The organism is Diplocloster modestus, from assembly GCF_019042245.1.
GTDB lineage: Bacteria > Bacillota > Clostridia > Lachnospirales > Lachnospiraceae > Diplocloster > Diplocloster modestus.
On sequence record NZ_JAHQCX010000013.1, the window covers coordinates 117,592 to 137,413 of the forward strand.

The 19,822-nt window shown below is 47.6% G+C and carries 16 protein-coding genes; 4 read left to right on the forward strand and 12 right to left on the reverse strand.

Translation table 11 applies throughout. The features are described 5' to 3' along the window. Positions 1–7: 7 nt before the first annotated feature. Positions 8–1,354: an ABC transporter substrate-binding protein gene (locus KTH90_RS17365; RefSeq protein WP_238727131.1), complete on the reverse strand. Its 1,347-nt coding sequence runs from the start codon at positions 1,352–1,354 to the stop codon at positions 8–10. Between the two features lie 331 nt (positions 1,355–1,685). On the opposite strand from KTH90_RS17365, the gene KTH90_RS17370 reads away from it, so the two are divergent. After that, entirely contained in the window at positions 1,686–2,519 is an 834-nt protein-coding gene (locus tag KTH90_RS17370; protein WP_158355590.1) for a prenyltransferase/squalene oxidase repeat-containing protein, read from the forward strand. A gap of 7 nt (positions 2,520–2,526) precedes the next feature. On the opposite strand, the gene KTH90_RS17375 is transcribed toward KTH90_RS17370, so the two are convergent. Beyond that, entirely contained in the window at positions 2,527–5,001 is a 2,475-nt protein-coding gene (locus KTH90_RS17375) for an ATP-binding cassette domain-containing protein (RefSeq protein WP_158355591.1), read from the reverse strand. Positions 5,002–5,141: 140 nt separating this feature from the next. Between KTH90_RS17375 and KTH90_RS17380 the strand changes: the two genes are divergently transcribed. Beyond that, complete coding sequence (locus tag KTH90_RS17380) at positions 5,142–5,843, forward strand: MerR family DNA-binding transcriptional regulator (RefSeq protein ID WP_158355592.1); 702 nt, start codon at positions 5,142–5,144, stop codon at positions 5,841–5,843. Positions 5,844–6,347: 504 nt separating this feature from the next. After that, on the forward strand, positions 6,348–7,865 hold the full coding sequence (locus KTH90_RS17385) for a phosphohexomutase domain-containing protein (protein WP_158355593.1): 1,518 nt from the start codon (positions 6,348–6,350) through the stop codon (positions 7,863–7,865). 176 nt (positions 7,866–8,041) lie between these two features. On the opposite strand, the gene KTH90_RS17390 is transcribed toward KTH90_RS17385, so the two are convergent. From KTH90_RS17390 to KTH90_RS17415, 6 genes are all read right to left on the reverse strand, one after another. Then, on the reverse strand, positions 8,042–8,893 hold the full coding sequence (locus KTH90_RS17390) for an aldo/keto reductase (protein ID WP_158355712.1): 852 nt from the start codon (positions 8,891–8,893) through the stop codon (positions 8,042–8,044). A gap of 177 nt (positions 8,894–9,070) precedes the next feature. Next, the gene (locus tag KTH90_RS17395) at positions 9,071–10,024 is read right to left on the reverse strand and encodes a C-terminal binding protein (protein ID WP_158355711.1); all 954 of its coding nucleotides are present in this window, start codon (positions 10,022–10,024) and stop codon (positions 9,071–9,073) included. Between the two features lie 141 nt (positions 10,025–10,165). Then, complete coding sequence (locus tag KTH90_RS17400) at positions 10,166–11,188, reverse strand: 2-dehydro-3-deoxygalactonokinase (protein WP_158355710.1); 1,023 nt, start codon at positions 11,186–11,188, stop codon at positions 10,166–10,168. A 29-nt stretch (positions 11,189–11,217) separates the two neighbouring features. Beyond that, complete coding sequence (iolN, locus tag KTH90_RS17405) at positions 11,218–12,198, reverse strand: 3-dehydro-scyllo-inosose hydrolase (protein WP_158355709.1); 981 nt, start codon at positions 12,196–12,198, stop codon at positions 11,218–11,220. A gap of 31 nt (positions 12,199–12,229) precedes the next feature. Beyond that, positions 12,230–12,880, reverse strand: coding sequence for a bifunctional 4-hydroxy-2-oxoglutarate aldolase/2-dehydro-3-deoxy-phosphogluconate aldolase (locus KTH90_RS17410; RefSeq protein ID WP_158355708.1), 651 nt, complete (start codon positions 12,878–12,880; stop codon positions 12,230–12,232). Between the two features lie 8 nt (positions 12,881–12,888). After that, entirely contained in the window at positions 12,889–13,644 is a 756-nt protein-coding gene (locus KTH90_RS17415; RefSeq protein WP_158355707.1) for an SDR family oxidoreductase, read from the reverse strand. Positions 13,645–14,054: 410 nt separating this feature from the next. On the opposite strand from KTH90_RS17415, the gene KTH90_RS17420 reads away from it, so the two are divergent. Next, positions 14,055–14,732, forward strand: a complete 678-nt coding sequence (locus KTH90_RS17420; protein ID WP_238727132.1) for a GntR family transcriptional regulator — start codon at positions 14,055–14,057, stop codon at positions 14,730–14,732. Between the two features lie 206 nt (positions 14,733–14,938). Here KTH90_RS17420 and KTH90_RS17425 read toward each other — a convergent pair whose 3' ends face one another. The 4 genes from KTH90_RS17425 to KTH90_RS17440 all read right to left on the reverse strand — a co-directional run bounded on the left by KTH90_RS17425 (position 14,939) and on the right by KTH90_RS17440 (position 19,820). Further along, positions 14,939–15,766: a carbohydrate ABC transporter permease gene (locus KTH90_RS17425; RefSeq protein ID WP_238727133.1), complete on the reverse strand. Its 828-nt coding sequence runs from the start codon at positions 15,764–15,766 to the stop codon at positions 14,939–14,941. 18 nt (positions 15,767–15,784) lie between these two features. Next, positions 15,785–16,666 (reverse strand): carbohydrate ABC transporter permease, encoded by an 882-nt coding sequence (locus KTH90_RS17430; protein WP_158355705.1) that lies wholly within the window; start codon positions 16,664–16,666, stop codon positions 15,785–15,787. A gap of 59 nt (positions 16,667–16,725) precedes the next feature. After that, the gene (locus KTH90_RS17435; RefSeq protein WP_238727134.1) at positions 16,726–18,081 is read right to left on the reverse strand and encodes an ABC transporter substrate-binding protein; all 1,356 of its coding nucleotides are present in this window, start codon (positions 18,079–18,081) and stop codon (positions 16,726–16,728) included. A 149-nt stretch (positions 18,082–18,230) separates the two neighbouring features. Continuing rightward, on the reverse strand, positions 18,231–19,820 hold the full coding sequence (locus tag KTH90_RS17440) for a response regulator transcription factor (protein WP_238727135.1): 1,590 nt from the start codon (positions 19,818–19,820) through the stop codon (positions 18,231–18,233). Between the last annotated feature and the right edge of the window lie 2 nt (positions 19,821–19,822).

The window sequence follows — 19,822 nt, forward strand, 5'->3', positions numbered from 1 at the left end:
GCTTTTCTTAGTTGCTGCCTAACACGGCATCCATTGCTTTGGATGCTTCATCCAGCGCATCCTTCGGCTTGCTGGCGCCGGTAATTACTTTTTCAAACAACGGGATCATAACGTCGTTATCGATCTGGCTTGCCAGGGAATATCCCAGGTTATAGGAACGGCCGATCTCCGTAGCTTTGGAAATGGAGCTCAACACTTCGTCATTCTGGATCTCCGGATCTTCCATCAGCGTCTTGGACCATACCGGGAAACCATTTCTCTGGGACCACTCTTTGAGCACTTCATCGGTCAGCCAGTATTTCATAAATTTGTAAGCCGCCGCTTTCTTCGTCTCATCTGTTCCCTTGGGAATCACGAAGCTGCATCCGCCTGCCGGTGAGAAGGAACCCGCGCTGCCTGCGACACAAGGAGCGATACCAAATTTGATTCCGGCCTCATTCAGGCCATTGATCTGCCACGGGCCGCTCATGTACATCGCCACCTGTCCTGCCTGAAGCATCGTATCCGCATCCGGTCCGGTGATATTTTCCGGTGTCACTTTTTTATTCACAGCCAGATCCTGAAGCCATTCCAGTGTCTTTAAGTTCTCTTCTGAGTTCAAAAGGTTCTTATTCGTTTCCGTATCATCCGCGTCTCCGCCGTTGGCCCACAGGAACTGCATATAGGTCACACTGGTGGGAAGTGCCAGGCCGTATTGTTTCTTCGAAGCATCCGTAAGTTTCACTGCAAAGTCAGCCAATTCCTCCATCGTGGCCGGAGGTGTGTCGGGATCCAGTCCCGCTGCTTCAAACAGATCCTTATTCCAGTATAAATACTGTACATTGTACTGCATCGGCGTTCCGTAAAGCTTGCCGTCCACATAAGATAAGTCTACCACATTTTCCAGGAAATTGGACTTATCAACACCCGCCGTATCCCAGAAATCACTGATATCTTCCAAAGAATCGTTACTCACATAGGGAGCGATATTCTCCACGCCAAACAGTACAAAATCCGGCGCGGTATTCGTGGCGATGGAAGCCGGCAGCTTCTGCTGAAGGGTATCATTCGGCATAATGTCCATATTTATCGTTATATTATCCGTATTCGTCTCATTATATTTATCCACGATCTCCCGAAGGATATCTCCATCAGATCCGGTAAACACATTCCAGAAATTCAAAGTAACCGCTTCCCCGGTTTCTCCCCCCGCATCCGGTGCAGCCGTGCCGGCCGGTTCCTGCGCGGGGCTTTCACTCTGCGCCGGCGCACTGGCATCCGCCGGCGCCTCTTCCTGTTTGCTGCCACAGCCGGCCAGGGAACTGCCAACCAACACTGCCGCGATCAGTAAACTCCACCATTTTTTCATTCTCATAACTTTCCTCCATTTTCTTCCTGCCTTGTATAATCAGACAGTTTTCTTTCCACTTTTCATGGAATTTGCCCACAGTTACCGTTGCTCTTCTCCAGTTCTTTCGTTATTTTTATTTGCGTACACGTGTACTCTATATCAATCATTATATATTCTCACTCAATCAATGTCAATACAGTTTTTCAAAAATAATTAATTTCTTACGAGGGAGTCTTTTGCTTTTGGATCTTGGAGACCGGACGGTTGGTTTTCCTGCTGCCCTTAATTCCTCTCCGAATTGACAAACCCTCCTGTCCCCCTTAAACTAGACTTAACCAGGAAAGGAGGAACAGGAATGGCTGTAGAGGAACGCTATTTGGCGGATGTTGAGATAATTTTGTCGCATCGGCATGATAACGGAGGAGATCTTTGGGCGACTGCGGATAAGAGACTGCTGAAGGGAGCCCCTTTTTCAACTTTGGAATGTGTGCTTTATCTGCTGGAGCTGGGAGTGGAACCGGAGGACCCGGTGCTTCAGGATGCAGCTGATTTGATATTCAGTACCTGGCAGAAGGACGGGCGATTTCGGATTTACCCGGCAGGCGGGATTTATCCGTGTCAGACCGCGTTAGCTGCCCAGGTTCTCTGCCATTTGGGTTATGCGGATGATGAGAGGCTAAAGACTACTTTCCGGCATTTGTTGGATATTCAATACCGGGATGGAGGATGGCGCTGTAATAAGTTTTCCTTTGGACACGGACCGGAGACGGAATATTCGAATCCGCATCCGACTCTGACGGTACTGGATGCCTTCCGTTTTACTGATTCTGTCAACAGGAAAAAAGAGCTGGACCGCGCGGTGGAATTTCTGCTGGATCACTGGACGATCCGCAAACCGATCGGGCCCTGCCATTATGGAATCGGGACGCTGTTTATGCAGGTGGGGTATCCGTTCCGGAATTACAATCTCTTTGAATATGTTTATGTTCTGTCCTTTTATGACAGGGCTAAGGAGGATTCCCGATTTCTAGAAGCGCTGAAAGCGCTTCAAGCGAAGTTGAAAGACGGGCAGATCGTGGTGGAACGGGTGGTTCCGAAACTGGCCAAACTGAACTTTTGCAAAAAAGGGGAGCCGACCGGTGCCGGAACGAAACGTTACAACGAAATACTGGCTAATCTGAAAAAATAATATTATTTTATATTTTATGTTTTATATTTTCCTTTAGATAAAGAGCGGTCACGCCTGTTTCGCTGTGCAAAAGATCGGCGGGCGTACCGGTAAATATAATCTCCCCGCCCTGCTCCCCACCATCGGGTCCCAGGTCGATGATCCAGTCACTGTTTTGTATGATCTGTTGATTATGCTCGATAACGATTACGGAATTTCCGGTGTCAACCATATGGTTCAGCAGCTTAAGGAAGTTTTCTATATCCAGCGGATGCAGTCCTCTGGTCGGTTCGTCCAACAGATACAGGTTACGCCCACCGGTATTACCGATCAGTTCTTTGGCCAGCTTTAAGCGCTGGCCCTCGCCGCCGGATAAGGTGGTGAGAGTCTGTCCTAATTCCAGATATGCAAGACCTACATCTTTTAATAATTTTAGGGTCCGAAGGATGTTCGGATAATCTTCAAACACCGGCAGCGCCTCTTCTACCGATAGTCCCAATATGTCAGTAATGGAGAGGCCTTGAAACTTTACCGGCAGGACATATTCCTGAAAGCGTCTGCCCTGGCATACCGGACATACGACTTCATTATTTTCAAAAAAAAGCAGGTTATTGGTGACAACTCCCATACCTTCGCAGTTTTCGCATCTGCCTCCAGGTATATTGAAAGAAAAATCCCTGGCGGTCATCCCTTTTTCTTTTGCTTCCCGCAGCTTTGAGAATATGGTTCTTATCTCCGTATAGATTTCGGAATAAGTCGCTATATTGGATCGTTTGCTCCGGTTAATGGGAGTTTGGCCGATCTGGATAATTCCGTCAAAATTCCCGCACCCCTCCACCTTATTTTCTTTTCCTCTTGAATTGCCCTGTGCCAGGATTTCACATATCAATGTTGACTTACCCGAACCGGATGCTCCGGTTACGGTAACCAGCCGCCCCAGCGGGATGTCCACATCCAGATGCTTCAGATTGAATTTGCAGGCATTGCGGATGGTGATAAAAAATCCGTCTCCTTCCCTGTACGTACTTTTGACCGGATGCGTCTGCTCCAGATATTGCCCGGTTATGGAAAGAGGCTGCGTCCTAATCTCATCCAGAGTCCCGGCCCCTATGATGTTCCCTCCGTATTTTCCAGAACCCGGCCCTATGTCGACGATGTGATCGGCAGCTCTCATAACGTCCGGATCGTGTTCTATGACCAGCACCGTGTTGCCCAGATCACGCAGCCGTTTGAGAATCGTTATCAATCCCCTGGTATCTTTCGGATGCAGGCCTGCTGTCGGTTCGTCCAGTATATAGATGATCCCGGTCAGGTCAGAGTCCAGGACGGCCGCCAGCCTGATCCTCTGCAATTCCCCTCCGGACAATGTGATGATCTGCCTGTCAAGGGACAGATACTTAAGCCCCACATGCAGGAAACGCTGGATCTTTGTCTCAATATCCAGAAGATAGTCCTTTACCAACCCCTGGTCCTTTTCACTCAGAACAGCTTTCAGATCCCGGATCCACTCTGCCAGCTCCCCAAGGGAGACACCGGAAAGCTCGGGAAGCCTCACCTTGTTCACCGTAACGGTCCGGCTATTTTCACAGAGTCTCTCCCCATGACAATCCGGACATTCTGCCGAAATAAAATATTTCTGAATATATCTGGATCCCCCGTTCTGATTCGCAAACCGCCGCCGGAGCGTCGGAATAAGCCCCTCAAACCTTCCCTCTGCCACAGTCCTGGGAGTCTCACGTCCTTTAAAAACCTTTTTGACCAGCTCACACCCCACCCCTTCATACAGAATCGCCGTCTGCAATTCGTCATATTGCTCCACCGGCATCTCCTCTTCCGGCAGTGGGATTCCATAGTATCGATAGGCCGCTCGCAGCGTTTCCATCTGATAATCCTTATATTTTTTCTCCCAAAAATCCACTGCCCCCTCCTTCAGGGACAGATCTTTATGGACAACCGCCTCCCGGTCCACAACCAGGGTTTTCCCCAGCCCTTCACAGGTCTCACAGGCTCCCTCCCGGGTATTAAAGGAAAAATCCGTCCGTGTCAATTTCCGCATTTTATGATTACATTCGCAGCAATACATGTAAACCCGGAAATCATCGCCGGTCTTTTCCGTTTCCTCTGCGCAATCAGCCGCAGAGATCATTTTCCCGCAGGCCGGACATCTGCGGACACCAAGCTTTTCATAGATCAGGCGCAGGCCTGTATACATATCCGTCAGCGTCCCCACAGTAGAGCGTGGATTCCTGTTGGCATCCGTCTGGGAAATGATGATCGCAGGAGAAACATTTCGCACCCTCTCCACCTTCGGTTTTGCAATCCCCTGAAAAGACATGGCCTCCAGATACTGCCGCTGGCACTCCATATACAATACATCCATAAGTAAGGTAGACTTACCGGAACCGGAAATACCCGTAAACACAGTAAGTTTACCCCTGGGAATCTCTACCGTAATATTTTTAAGATTACCCTCAAACGCATTTATTACAGCTATATTACTCATGACATCCCTCCTTTATTAACATTATATAACATGATTGCAACTGCTAAAGTTTACAAAATTATATTCATTAACCTCCCTATATCTCTGGAAAAAACCTTATTTATCTACTATAATGTTATATAAGGAAAGTAGGTGATTCTATGTCCTTAAGACCGGTTGATATCGCCAGACAACTAAAAATCAGTACCACCACACTGCGAAAATACGAGGATATGGGTCTGGTCCCCAAAACCAGCCGCACCCTGTCCGGTTATCGGATCTATACGCAAAAACACCTTGCCTATTTCACCTGTATACGTGAGATGATACAGACATTTGATTTGAAATTTATAAAAAAAGTCCTCCAAAAAGTACAGGAAAACCAAACCGACGAAGCCCTCTGGCTCATGACTATGGCACAATCCGATCTCTGGAATCAGAAGAAGACTGCCGAAAAATTCATAAACAGAATGCAGGATAAACACTCACCTTCTGTAAAAGATATAACTATACATGGTATCAGCCAAAAGACCAATATCCCCGCCACCACCATCCGCCACTGGGAAAAAGCAGGCCTAATCACTCCCTGCCGCGATCCTCACAACAATTACAGAAAATATAATAGCACCCACATTGATCAATTGCTAACTATATATGCTATCAAAATCTCCATCCAGACGCATCACGGCAAGCACTTTATCCATGCGCTTAGAGACGCCTGCCAAACCTTCGATTCCAATAACGAGGACCAAATTCAGGAACTCACCGACCAAGTCAAGAACCGTCTAGACATCATCAATCGCCTGCAATGCAAAGCCTTAATGTCCTTAATCACCTTGATCCACCAAATCTCCCCCCAATAATTTGCATTCCTTCAGACTCCGGTATTTCCACGCCTCCCCCGTTTCGCCATACCATTCATGTCGTCCAGGAATCTGGGGTTTGTCCCAACAATAGTTCCAGGAATCTTAATCAAGTTATCTTCTCAAGTGTTAGTTGAATTTTAAACTTTCGTATGATAAAATTTAATGCAAATGTATTATTCGTATGTTACAGTTATAGTTCCCTTTAAAGTTTCAATTTAGTTTACCTCTGTGGCTGTATTCCCATTTCTATAATCGCTTCGGCTATCACCATTCAGACAAAGGTAATAATGTAACAGGTAAAAAACTCCAATGGATATCGATTATTTCAAACAGCCTTTTCAGTTTGTTCAGGACACCACCTCAATCACCAGGCATGTGAATCTGTAGGGAACATTGGACCGTCACGCCGGCCCCCGGACAAGGCTTTCCTCTTTTCGGATACTGGAATACCACAGACCGGAGAGATTTTGGAAAATATAGAAAAAGCAGGAGGATCATAGAATGAGTAAGAACGTTGAAAAGATGTTAAAACTGCAAAACGGCAGTGATGTACGTGGAATTGCTGTCGAGGGTGTGGAAGGAGAATCCATCAACCTGACACCGGATGCCGCCAATCAGATCGCCCAGGCCTTCGTCCTGTGGTTATCCGGTAAATTATCAAAACCGGCGGATCAGATCGCCATCGGAGTCGGATGTGATTCCCGCATATCCGGCCCGGAACTGAAAGCAGCGATCCTGAAAGGGGTATCGGCCGCCGGGAGCAGCGTCACGGACTGCGGGCTGGCTACCACTCCGGGTATGTTCATGTCCATCGTATTTCCGGAATCCCATTTTGACGGTTCTATCATGATCACCGCCAGCCATCTTCCTTTTAACCGAAATGGCATGAAATTTTTTGACGTCGACGGTGGTTTGGAACACGATGACATCACGGCGATCCTGAACACCGCCGCAGAACTTGAGGTACAGTCAGCGGATCTGTCCAATGTTCCCGCTTTCGCCCTGATCGATGTATATGCCAGGCACCTGTCTGACACTATCTGCCGAAGCGTACAGGCGGATGACTACGAGCATCCACTGAGCGGCCTGAAGATCGTAGTCGATGCCGGCAACGGTGCGGGTGGGTTCTTCGTCGATAAAATTCTAAAACCGCTGGGTGCGGATGCGGAAGGAAGCCAGTTCCTGGATCCGGACGGCATGTTTCCAAACCATATCCCGAATCCTGAAAACAAAGCTGCCATGGAGTCCATCCGCTCTGCCACGGTGGATCACCACGCTGACTTAGGACTGATCTTCGATACCGATGTCGACCGCATGTCGGCGGTGCTGCCGGATGGCACCGAAGTAAACAGGGATGCGATCATCGCTATGGCAGCGGCGATCCTGGCTCCGGAGTATCCCGGCGGGACTATCGTTACGGATTCTGTCACCTCCCATCGGCTCACGTATTTTCTGGAGGAAGTCCTTCATATGAAGCACCACTGCTTCAAGCGTGGATATAAAAATGTCATCAATGAATGCAAGCGGCTGAATGAGGAAGGAATCCTATCTCCCCTGGCGATGGAGACCTCCGGCCACGGCGCGCTGAAGGAGAATTATTATCTGGATGACGGCGCTTTCCTGGCTGTCAAGCTGCTGATCGCCGTGGCCCGCTCCGCCAGGGAAGGCAAAAAAATAGCCTCCCTGATCGAGAAGCTTCCGCCCCTGTTCGAAGACCGGGAGTACCGTTTCAAGATCCGGACCGATGAATTCAGAACCTATGGCCAGGAAGTGCTTCGGGCTTTTGAAGAACGCGCTAAGGCAAAAGGTTATCATCTGCCGAAATCCTATGAGGGCGTACGGATCTCTTTTGACAACGACGAGATCAAAGGCTGGGTACTTCTGCGCCTGTCCCTGCACGATCCGGTGATGCCGCTGAATATCGAGGGCAGCCGGGAAGGGGACTGTGACCGTCTTGTGGAAGTTACCCGCGAATTGTTAGAAGGCTTTGAACTGCTCGATATGACCGTACTGGGTTAATCCCCGAAGAACACTCCCACCCGGCCAGCAGTTCGGGGACATGTCCATTCCGTTTTGGGACAGGTACAATTGGAACAGGCGGCTGATTATAACTCCCTATGGGAGTTTATAATCAGCCGCCTGTTCCAATTGTACCTGTCCCAAAACGGAATGGACATGTCCCCGATTGCCCGCCTTTAGAAATCTATCTCATCCGGCACCAATCCTGACCCGCCAATATAACCCATCTTATTAATCTGCTCCATATCATCCCTGGAAATTTTAAAATCAAACACCTCCGCATTCTCCCTGATCCTGCTGGGAGTCACAGACTTAGGCAGCGGAAGCACCTCATTTTGCAGGCACCAGCGGATACACAGCTGCGCCACTGACTTCTCATATTTGCCAGCGATGGATTTCAATGTGGGATTCGTAAGCATTCTTCCCGTCCCCAGCGGACTCCACGCCTCAACCAAAATATCATGCTGCCTGCAATATTCCACGGTCTCCTTCTGCATCTGGCCCGGATGGAATTCGATCTGGTCCACCATCGGCTGTATCTCAGCCTCCGCCATCAGAGGTTCCATATGATGAGGCATGAAATTACTCAGGCCGATGGCCCGGATTCTTCCATCTTTATAAAGCTCTTCAAAAGCCCTCCAGGTGGATCGATTCAATTCCTGCCAGTTTCCAAACTGGTTAGCCACTGCCGGCCAGTGGATCAGGTACAGATCCAGATATTCAAGCCCCAGATCCTTCATGGTTCTTTCAAACGCCGCCATGGTTTTATCATATCCTCTGTGAGCATTCCACAGCTTGCTGGTCACGAAGAGCTCTTCACGCTTCACATCGGCCTCCCGGATGCCTTGTCCGACACTGGCTTCATTGTCATAAGCCGCTGCCGTGTCTATATGGACATAACCTGCTTCCAATGCAGCCTTTACCGCCTGAACGGCCGTCTCGCCATCCGGCGTCTGCCATGTCCCGAAGCCGACGCAGGGGATCCGCACCCCGTTATTGAGCATCCAAAAATCTTTCACAGAATCCATATACATCCTCCTCATTCACAATCTTCTGTCTCCTATATTAGCACTTTTTACCAAAGATGTACATGATAACATAGTGATTCTATGTCCAAATTTTCTTCTGAAAACATGGATTTCATTTCAAATCCTCATGCCGCTCATACTCATTCTGATCCTGTCACAGCTTCCAAAAACTCTGAGTCACAGGCCATTCACACAATGGAAAGGGCGATTCCCCTGTAACACATTTACAACTTCCTCAGCTACTTTGCGCTGCAGGGTAGAGATTGCCACCTCGCTGTACCAGGCGCTGTGAGGAGTGGCGATTACATTTGGAAGGTGCAGCAGCTCATTGTCAGGCCCGGCCGGTTCCTGTTCGAAGACATCTACTCCCGCTCCGGCAATTTCATTTGTTTTCAGGGCTTCCACTAAGGCTGCCTCATCGATAATCCCGCCTCTGGCTGTGTTGATGACAAATGCGGTCTTCTTCATTTTCAGCAATTCTTCTCGTCCGATCATATGCCGTGTGTCTTTGGTCAGCGGACAATGAACGGAAATAAAATCACTTTCCGTTATCATCTGTTCCAGATCCGCCAGTATTACACCGGCTTCTCCCGCCATCTCTTCCGTGATATAGGGATCAAATGCCAGTATCCTCATACCGAAACCTTTCAGTTTTCTGGCCATCAGCTGCGGGATCCTGCCGAAGCCGACCAGGCCGACCGTGCATTCACTGAGCCGGTACAGGGGGACGACACTTGCGTATCCCCAGTCACCGTTGCGGAAAGCTTCCGTGAGTATGGGAAGCTTCCTGCCCAGTGCCAGAATCATGGCTACGGCGTGATCGGATACTTCTTCCACACCATAGTCCGGTACATTGCAGACGTAAATCCCTTTTTTTGCCGCAGCTTCACAATCGATATTGTTTACGCCGATGCCATATTTGATGATCATCCTGGCCTGTTTCATGTGGGAGATCACTTCTGCATTGATGTCCGAGTATTGGGTGATCACTGCCTGCGCATCCTCTACGATCGGAATCAGATCTTTTGTCTCCTTCGCCTGATAATCCTTAAGTGTAAATCCGGCACCTTCGATGATGCTGCGTTCTGTTTCGATAGATTCATATTGATAATCGGTTATTACAGCTTTCATATAATTGTGCTCAGGAGCTGTGCGTTATACTCATTTGCTTGGTATTTCCCCCCAATTGCTTGGTTTACCCCCAGTTACCTGGTTTTCGCAGGTTGGTTATATACACAGCTCCTTATCTCCTTTCGATTCCAGAAACGTTCATTATAATATATTACTCTTCTCTGCGATCAGATAAGCGCCCAGGGATGATATCGAATTGCCTTCTTCCGGCACAAATTCCTCAATTGTGCCGAAGCCTCCCTCGAGCTTCAGGATATCGATCAGCGCCTGTCTGAGAGGATTTTTACCGCTTACCACTACTTTGACATTTCCGCTTGCCCGCACGGCATCTGAGTTCTTGACCGCCGTGATATCACCCTGCAGGCTGGCTCCCAGTATGTAATTTGCTATTTTTTCCGTGTCTTCCTCCACGAATAGGCTTAGAATACGGCCGGAAAAGCACGCGCGTCCCAAACCGGTTTTCTTCGCATTTTCATATCCTAACAGAAGCCATTCCTTATCATAGGAAGCTTCCTCCACAAACTTCCGCCCTACGGATTTTGCTAAAATCGTGTCATTCGTGATCGATGCCAGCAGCTCACCGGATATGGAAGTGAGACAGCCGGTGATCTTACCGGACGCATCCACTGCCACGAATTTGTTATGGGATCCGGGCAGTACCAGCAGCATCGGATTCCCGTCGAAGAACCGGTCCATCAGCGCGATGCTTTCCACTTCTTCTCCCCGCATGATGTCCATAGCTTCATAATTTTCCACGGAAATATCTTCGACCGCATTTTTGATTCCGGGAATAAAGTGGATCGGAATCGGGCAGATCTCGGGCAGATCCACGGTCACGGTTGCTCTGGCCAGGTCATCCAGGCCTGCCGGGGCGCTTAAGTGCGGAATTACCACGATCCCCACATCGGAAGTAATCATGCCGCTGGCAATAATTCGGCGGATATTTTCATAGGTTAATTCCTTCTTTTCCAGGAGGGCATCCAGGCATTCTTTCACAGCTGATTTCAATTTTCCGTTGTTGCCGTCGATAGCCGTGTCCCGTACTCCAACCTGCCTCTTTTCTTCCGCGATCTTATTTCTGCTCTGATCCCACAGTATGCACCTGGTGTTCGTGGTGCCTCCGTCAATTGTAATGATATACCCCGTTAAGGTATTGTTTTCCATTTAACCACCCCGCATCAGAATTATCTATATTAATAATCAGCTACCGTGTAGATATGTTTTCCGCCCTTTAACGGGCCCTTCTTCAGATCTTCCAGAGTCTCATCCGTGAATCTCTGCGTCACCTGATCGCAGGGAGGAAGTTCTCCGGCCGGCCATTTGTTAATCACGTCATTCACCAGTTTCTCCAGATAATCAAGCAGCGCTTCAGTAGCCGGAATGGCTTTTTCCGCCGTCGCCAGCTTAGCGGCGCCAACCACGCCTTCCGGATTGCCGATCACTTCGATCGTACCCGCTCCCGCGTGGCAGTACCATTTTACAGCTCTCCCGTAGATGTTGCCGGCATTGTCGATATGTCCGGGAGGTAAGAAGGTATGAAGCTGTGTATTGGGTGCATCCTCCATATGGATCATCTCCGGGAACAAAGCCAGTGAGAAGGAGGTTTCCTGCTCATCCGCATGGTTGAACGGAGTTTCAAACTTACATTTCGGATCTCCCACCCGCAAATATTCGGGAATCGCATAATACCAGTTCACATTCATAAACACTCCGGGTACCTGATATTTTCTTGCGAACTGATGAATCGCGGTGGGGATTACATATTCCTGGCCATGTCCGTTTAACAGGATCACCTTGCGGTATCCGGCATTCCAGAAACCGGCCAGAATCTGGGCGATATAGTCACAGAACGTATTTTCGTTGATTGGTACGGTTCCGGGCATGCCCATGTGATGATAGGGATGGGAACCGAACCAGATCGGCTGGGAAACGGTGCAGCCGGTCTTTTTTGCCACCTGCTCTGCCATTCTGGTCACCAGGAACGTATCCTCACCGTAGCATGCGTGGGCGCCGTGGCATTCTGTGGAGCCGATCGGAAGAATCAATACATCGTTCGATTTCAGCCGTTCTTCACTCTGCTTCATCGTCATGTTCTGGAAGTAGATCGGTTCATCCGAATCCATATAACCTGCCACTTTTACTTCCTGCGGATAAGGTAATTGCCATTTGCTCATTGTAAAATCCTCCTCTTAACATTTAAATTGTTTACCGTAAATTTCGGACATAACTTCGTGCTGTTTTGGTCAGGCTTTCATAATCGCCCTGCTCTATTTTCTTCAGGTCCACAAGATTGCCGCCTACCCCGACACTGCAGCAGCCGGCTTCGATAAAGCTGCGGCAATTCAAGGGTGTCACTCCTCCAACCGCGGATACCGGAATATGCTTCAGCGGTCCTCTGACAGCTTTGATATAATCTAACCCCAGCGTTCCGGCAGGGAACAGCTTGACAATATCCGCGCCGGCTTCCCACGCTTCTGCCATCTCTGTGGGCGTCAGCGCACCGGGAATGGAGATTTTGCCCGCTTCCTTTGTTTTTCGGATGACATCCGGGTTTTGATTGGGTGAGATTATGTATTCTGCTCCGGCCTCCACACAGGCTGTAACTTCCTGGCCGCTTAACACGGTCCCTGCGCCCAGGCAGATCCCCTCTGCAAAAGTTTCTTTCAGGCACCGGATCATCTCATAGGTTTGTAGGACGCTTTCCGGGCTTGAGTGATCGATCGCAATTTCCAGACAGGGAATACCTCCGCTTACTATTGCTTCCGCTGTCTTTTGGATTTGTTCTTTTGTCACTCCACGGACGATGGCTATGATCTTTTGCTGAAGCAAGCTCTGTAAAACTTTGTTTTCCTCCATCCTAATCCCTACCTTCCCAAATATCCCCCATCGATCGGAATCACCGCTCCGGTAACATAATCCGAAGCCGGTGAAGCCAGAAAAATAACGGTTCCGATTAGATCTTCCGGTTTTCCCCAGCGGCGGGCCGGAATCCTCAGGGTAATTTCCTCATTTCGTTTTGGATCATTGATTATCGCCGTGTTCAGCGGGGTGTCCATATATCCCGGCGCTATGGCGTTCACCTGAATTCCCATTCCCGCCCATTCATTGGAAAATGCTTTGGTCAGCTGAGCCACCGCCCCTTTGGAAGCCGCATACGGAGAACAGCGGTATCCTCCAAAAAAGCTTAACATAGACGCCACATTGATTATTTTTCCTCCACCGCCGGCTTTCATTACCCTGGCAGCCATCTGACTGAGTTCAAATACAGCGGTCACATTCAGCTCCATCAGCCGGTCCCATGCGCTGATCCCGATATCCTCCGCCGCACCGCGGACCTGCATCCCCGCATTATTTACCAGGATATCTACTCCTCCCAGCTTAGCGGCTGCCGTTTCAAATCCAGCCCTCAAACTTTCACGATTCAAAAGATCTGCCTGAATTCCGTAAAATTTGCCGCCCTGCCGTGACAGCTCCTCGGCCTTCTGCCCGATCTCGGGCATCACATCCAGGATCGCCACCTCCGCTTTGGCCTGTGCCAGCCCTACGGCAATACTGCATCCCAGTCCGGAACCGGCCCCGGTTACGATCGCCTTTTTTCCTTCAAGGCTAAATAAATCCAATTTACTCCACCTCCCATCTCAAATCTCTGTTTGCGAATACCTATCGAATATCATATGAATATTTATTGAATACCATTGGTATACCATGTTTTGATATTATCATAGAACTTTTTATTATGCAAGTATTTTTTTCATTTTACTGTTATTTTCACTGATGCTTTCATTCCGTTCTTTTGTACATCCTTATTTAGCGGAAGATGGCTCCCCCCTGAGACTATCCGAAAACCTCCCATTATTCCTTTTTCAGTTGACAACGAGAAAACAGTATGCAAAAATATTAACACAACGGTATACCAGTAATATGTCGCGAATATACAGCCTATGTCGGGCCTTTTATTCTGTTTTTGTCATCTGAACCCGGGATATTCTGGATGCTGCTTGAATTTATAGAAAAAGCAGGGGGATACTCTATGGTCTTGAATACAACACTGAACGCTTCAGCAGAAAAATCTAAGAAACAGCTCGTGTATGAATATCTTAAAAATCAAATTATTTCTAATGAACTGCCTCCCGGCACCCTTCTTGTGGAGCGTCAGCTCTGCACCATGCTGGATGCCAGCCGTACACCCATACGTGAGGCGATTCAGCAGCTTGTCTCAGAGAACCTGGTTACTTCCATACCCACCAAAGGCTGCTTCGTATCCGAAGTCCGCTACGAAGACATCGCACAGCTCTATGATGTGCGTGAATATCTGGAAAAACTGGCCGGCAAATTATGTTCTCAGAACATCCTTCCGGCGCAGCTTCAGAATCTGAGGGAACTGGCCACTACCATGACCCAGAAGCTCGAGGAGGGGGATCTGGACACTTTCTATGAAACAGATACGGAATTCCATCTGAATCTTATCCGTTATTCGCGGAATACGTTTTTGATCGGAAGCTACGAATCCTTATATCCTCAGATACTGCGCATCACATATCTGATTCATTCGGTCCCCTCGGGGTTGTCCGAGGCGGACTGCTATCACCTTAAGATCGTCGATGCTTTGGAAAATCATGATCCACAGGATGCGGAGTACCAGATCGGTGAGCATATCCGGATCTGCAAGGCCAATTATCTGAAATTGTTTGCACCGAATCTGTATTAGGTTAAAAAATGCAGGGACAATCTGTCGCCCAGATGATACCCCTTGCATTAAAACAAGCTTGTTGGGAAGAATGAGTAACGGGTTGCGAATCGTTTGTGGCCCGTTATTTTTTGTGCCTCCCGACAAGCCTGTCCTTGTGTAACTTTCTTTCATATAACGTATACAAGTCGCTAAAAACAGCACCTAAATGCTCAAAGCTATATAAATCATTTTAAAACTGCTCCTGCGGTTAACGCATTTTCGATCTGTCTGTTTCCAAAACAATATATCAAAATTAATGGAATACTGGTCAGGATCATGGCCGCTCCTATAAGCCCCCAGTTGGAAACCCCGATCGTTAAAAAAAAGCTCTGCAGCCCTACCGGAAGCGGACTTAATTTGGGTGAATTTGCCAGCACCTGTGATAAAGAAAATTCATTCCAGATATTGATAAAGATAAAAACTCCACGTGTTACCACCGCCGGTCGGATAACCGGCAGCATGATCCGGAAAAATCCCTGATATACGTTGCATCCATCTATGGCCGCCGCCTCTTCCAACTCACCCGGAAGGCTTCGCAAAAAAGCGTGCAGCATCAGCACCGTAGATGGCAGCTGGAATGCGGAATATGGTAAAATCAACGCCAGCGGTGTTCCTTTCAGGCCAATGCCGGATATAATCGTATATAAAGGTATCATAACCACCTGCACCGGTATCACTAATCCCACAGACATATAGAATAAAACTTTATTCGAGTATCTCCAGTTCATCCTGGTCACACTATAGGCAAGCATGCTCCCCAGAAACAAGGTCAGAGCGCAGGTACCCATTGTATAAATGACACTGTTCAAAAAATACCGTACAATCGGAAACTGTTTTAGCACTTCCGCGTAATTTGTAAACACCCATTCGGTTGGCATTCCAAAAGGATTCACATAAAACTCTGTCTTGGATTTGAAAGATAATAGGAACATCCAGAGCAAGGGATACAAAAAACTGATTCCGATAACGACCAGAACTACTTTTGACATCAGTCTTTTTACCGTAATTTTCAATTACTTTTGCCTCCTCCCTTAGAATTCTATTTTTTCTTTTGCGATCGTCCTGTTAATCAATATGGAAATGATGATACACTGGATAATGAACAGGACAGCTATCGCGCTTCCTTCTCCGAATTGCCCCATAAGAAAGGCTTTGTAGTACATTTGATACAGTACTGATCTGGAGGCGTCTCCAGGACCCCCGTTTGTCATGATCAATATGTGGGCATACATCCCCATCGATCCCAACGTGGAAGTAATCACCACATATTTGACGATATCCTGCAAAAGAGGAATCGTAATCTTTATGCTGGACTTTAGAAAACCTGCCCCGTCTATCATAGCCGCTTCATAATACTGTTTCGGAATCGCCTTTATCCCCGCGTAGAACAGAATGCAGTTCAACCCCACATATTGCCACAGGAATGCAAAGGCTATACACCATATCGCTGTCTTCTCATTGGACAGCCAATTATTTATCAGCAGATCGAGGTGAAGCATTTCCAGTATTTTATTCAAAAGCCCCCACTGAGGTTCAAAAGCAGCCACCCACATCTTACCAATCACTGTTACTGAAAGAATCGCCGGAAACAGGGCGCCGAATTTAAAAATTTTCCGAACTCTGTCCGAGGTTCGATCCAGCATTAAGGCCAGCAGCAGGGAGACCGGCAGCGCAATCAGCAATGAACTAAGGACTATTATGTATGTATTTTTATGGGCTCTCCAGAAGGAGGAGGACTGTAAGATATTTTTGTAATTATTAAAGCCCACCCACCCGCCGGCCGCTATCCCGTTGTGGCTTTGGAAACTGATCTGTATTTCCGGTATGATTGGATATATTGCAAATATGGTGAATAGCAGCAATGCCGGAACAGAAAATATAAATATCGCCCTTTTGTTAAAATAATGTCTCATATCTTTTTGCTCAACCTTTCATGCGTGGGGTTCCCATACAAGCAGACAGATATAAAAGTTTATTCAAACCAGGTATTGGATTTCCAGATAGGATTAAAATCTTCCACAAATTGTTCCGCGCTGTATGAACCGGTAAACATCAGATTCGTATAGGTCATAAACTCAGCGACTGTGGCGGAATCCATCGCATTTTGATGGATCGTGGGTATATACTTTGATGCCTGGTTATAAATCTGCATTCTTTCCTTTTCCGTTTCCAGTGTGATGTCTCCCTCAATACCAGTCTGAAAATTTAGCGAAGAACCGTTCTGCGCATGCCGGGCCGCTTCCTGCTCACAGCAGTATTCTGCCAGTTTGACCGCCCACGCAAGCTGTTCGCTCTTAGCATTGACCGCCCAGCCGTTCAGCGGAGATCCCCATATCTGAAGAACGTCTCCGGTCTTCACCTTATCGCCGGAGGCAGGCCACATAAAAATTCCTGCGTCCAAAGCTTCCTCTACAGTTGCCGCGGCCCAGGACATAGTGTACAGCATCGCAGTCTGGCCTTCGGTAAACAGGGATAACTGGGTTCCATAATCAATGTTGGAAACACCCTCGGGAAATGCGCCCATCTGAACCAGTTCTTCAAACTTTTTCAGCGCGTCCAAAACAACCGGATCGGTAAAATCCGTCTTGTTCTTAAGCAGAGCCTCTGCAACCGCCGGATCTTCGTTCATTACCAGAGTCAATAGCGCAAAGTTTTTTAATGTCCACCCGTTTTGTCCCTGTACGGACATGGGTACGATCCCTGCGTCAATCAGCTTTTGGCACACCTGCTTTAATTCCTCAAAGGTCTGCGGCTCCTCCAGCCCGTATTGGTCGAATATCTCTTTGTTATAATAAACGACCGGCGTGTAAAACGTATCGGCCCCAGAAGATAAGGCATAGATCCCCCCGTCAGAATATCGGAGTGCCTCCTGATTGGCAAACCGGTCCATAAACCCGTCTTTTTGTATGTAGTCCGAGAGGTTTTGCTGGTTACCGGCGTTGATGACACCTGTGGCGTAGGCGGCGTCGCTGTACCACACATCGGGAAGATCTCCTGTAGCGCTGTACGTTTTCACCAGATTTGATAAATCAGAACCGGTCTCCCACTCCACTTCCAGATTCGGATATTCTTCCGTGATATTCTTTTTTATAAAATTTTCCATAACATCCAGCTGTGTTTCATCACTTCCGATACTTAAAACCCGCAGTTTTACTTTTTCCTCATTGCCACCGGCCTGTTCTGCCGGCGGTGTATTGGTTTCCTCTGCCGATACGTTGTTCGTATTATCCTTCGTATCGGTATCCGCCGGGACTCCCTGGTTCCCGCAGCCAATACTTCCCGCTGCCAGTGATACGATTAAGAACAATGCTCCCAGTTTTTTCCTCATACAAAACCCTCCCTGAATGAATCGTTGCTTTTGATGGATTACTTTCATTTACTTGTGTTGCTCCGGATCTAATAATTATCAGATACTTATATTATACAAACACAAGCGTTAAAACAAAGGAACAGGTTTCAGGGGAAAGAGTAAAATCTTCAGGTTTTTTTTATCTTTCCCAGGTATTGCCCAGGCGTCACGCCGAATTCCTTTTTAAAGCATTTGCCAAAATAATTTACGTTGGAAAAACCGGCTTCTTCTGCAGCTTCCAGTACGAGTACGCGGCCTGTTTTCATAAATCCCACCGCTTTTTTCAACCGGTATTTTAACAGATAATCGTTAAGTGTAAGTCCTGTTTCTTTTTTGAACACGGAACAAAGATAGGTATGATTCAGATATATTTCTTTTGCCAGCCTGCCAATGGTCAGATCCGGTTCACGGTAATGCTGTTCTATATAATGAATAGCCAGTTCCACCGGACGGGACATGTGAATGTTGTTTACCCCTAAGGTCACTTTAATTGCCTCGGAATAAATCTGCTGACAATACTCTTCATACTCTTCCACTGACCGCAGTAACATCATGTCATCGAACATATGCTGAAAATATCTTTCAATGACCGGCTTTGCCGGCTCTTTATATTTTTTTAAATATCGAATGCAGGGGGCAAGCAATTCCACTGTTAACATCAGAAGCATTTCCGGTTCCCGGCAGCTTCGTATCTCGTCAAACCGGGCTTTTAACGTATCCTGAATCTTATTGTAATCATGCAGATTCAGATAGGTCGCCATCTGCACCTGATAACCGGAGGCGTCCGGTTCCTGCTGCTGATCCTCCTCACTCCATGACCCATTCGTCACATAGCTCCTGCGAAGCTCGTAATCACTTTCCCTGTAAGCCCGCGGCAGCTCCTTACATGTATCACATATTCTGCAGACTCCGTATACGATGTCGTGTCTTTCCTTCAGCATGGGAATAATCACACGTTCCCATGCTTTCCCATAGTTTGGCGGTACAGGATTCCCTGTTCTATCACATATGGCAACACACATTCTTCCCCGCTCGTCCTTGCACTGACACAGTTCACACTCTTCACTCAGTGTCCTGAATAGGATCCGATAAACTTCCTCACAGGCCTGCGTCCGGCAGGCCCGGTTCATTTTGATCTCACCTGTTTTATAATCCTCCATCAAAACGATTCGGTATCTGTTTTCAAATAGCGGGAGTCTCATTTTTTTCATTCGTGCTTTGGTATATTCTTCTTCCGGATTCAAACTGCCATTTAATAATTCCCAAAACAGTTTTTCCCGCAGCGCCGGTTGGTTTTCATCGATATATAACTTCATATTTTCCATATGCCTGCTTTGTTCTTCTTCATCCTCTCTCTGATCCAGTATGCTGCGGACCGCTTTTTCCAGTTCCTCATTTTTTACCGGTTTCAGGATATAATTAGTGACTCCCAGCTCGATTGCCTTTTTTGCATACTCAAACTCACTGTAACCGGATACGATGATGAACTTCATATGAGGATTGATCTGCATTGCAGCTTCCAGGAACTGCAGGCCATCCATTTTGGGCATATTGATGTCCACGATCAGGATATCCGGATCCTGATATTGGATCTGTTTCAACGCTTCCTGACCATTTTTGGCTTCACCGCAGATCGTGAGATTATATTTTTCCCATGGGAACGTACATTTCATCGCCTGTCGAAAGTAATATTCATCGTCCACTAACAGAACTCTCATGC

Bases quoted from the DNA above. Each gene is read 5' to 3' on its own strand.
- KTH90_RS17365 (WP_238727131.1), bottom strand. From the start codon at position 1,354: ATGAGAATGAAAAAATGGTGGAGTTTACTGATCGCGGCAGTGTTGGTT.
- KTH90_RS17370 (WP_158355590.1), top strand. From the start codon at position 1,686: ATGGCTGTAGAGGAACGCTATTTGGCGGATGTTGAGATAATTTTGTCG.
- KTH90_RS17375 (WP_158355591.1), bottom strand. From the start codon at position 5,001: ATGAGTAATATAGCTGTAATAAATGCGTTTGAGGGTAATCTTAAAAAT.
- KTH90_RS17380 (WP_158355592.1), top strand. From the start codon at position 5,142: ATGTCCTTAAGACCGGTTGATATCGCCAGACAACTAAAAATCAGTACC.
- KTH90_RS17385 (WP_158355593.1), top strand. From the start codon at position 6,348: ATGAGTAAGAACGTTGAAAAGATGTTAAAACTGCAAAACGGCAGTGAT.
- KTH90_RS17390 (WP_158355712.1), bottom strand. From the start codon at position 8,893: ATGGATTCTGTGAAAGATTTTTGGATGCTCAATAACGGGGTGCGGATC.
- KTH90_RS17395 (WP_158355711.1), bottom strand. From the start codon at position 10,024: ATGAAAGCTGTAATAACCGATTATCAATATGAATCTATCGAAACAGAA.
- KTH90_RS17400 (WP_158355710.1), bottom strand. From the start codon at position 11,188: ATGGAAAACAATACCTTAACGGGGTATATCATTACAATTGACGGAGGC.
- iolN (WP_158355709.1), bottom strand. From the start codon at position 12,198: ATGAGCAAATGGCAATTACCTTATCCGCAGGAAGTAAAAGTGGCAGGT.
- KTH90_RS17410 (WP_158355708.1), bottom strand. From the start codon at position 12,880: ATGGAGGAAAACAAAGTTTTACAGAGCTTGCTTCAGCAAAAGATCATA.
- KTH90_RS17420 (WP_238727132.1), top strand. From the start codon at position 14,055: ATGGTCTTGAATACAACACTGAACGCTTCAGCAGAAAAATCTAAGAAA.
- KTH90_RS17430 (WP_158355705.1), bottom strand. From the start codon at position 16,666: ATGAGACATTATTTTAACAAAAGGGCGATATTTATATTTTCTGTTCCG.
- KTH90_RS17435 (WP_238727134.1), bottom strand. From the start codon at position 18,081: ATGAGGAAAAAACTGGGAGCATTGTTCTTAATCGTATCACTGGCAGCG.
- KTH90_RS17440 (WP_238727135.1), bottom strand. From the start codon at position 19,820: ATGAGAGTTCTGTTAGTGGACGATGAATATTACTTTCGACAGGCGATG.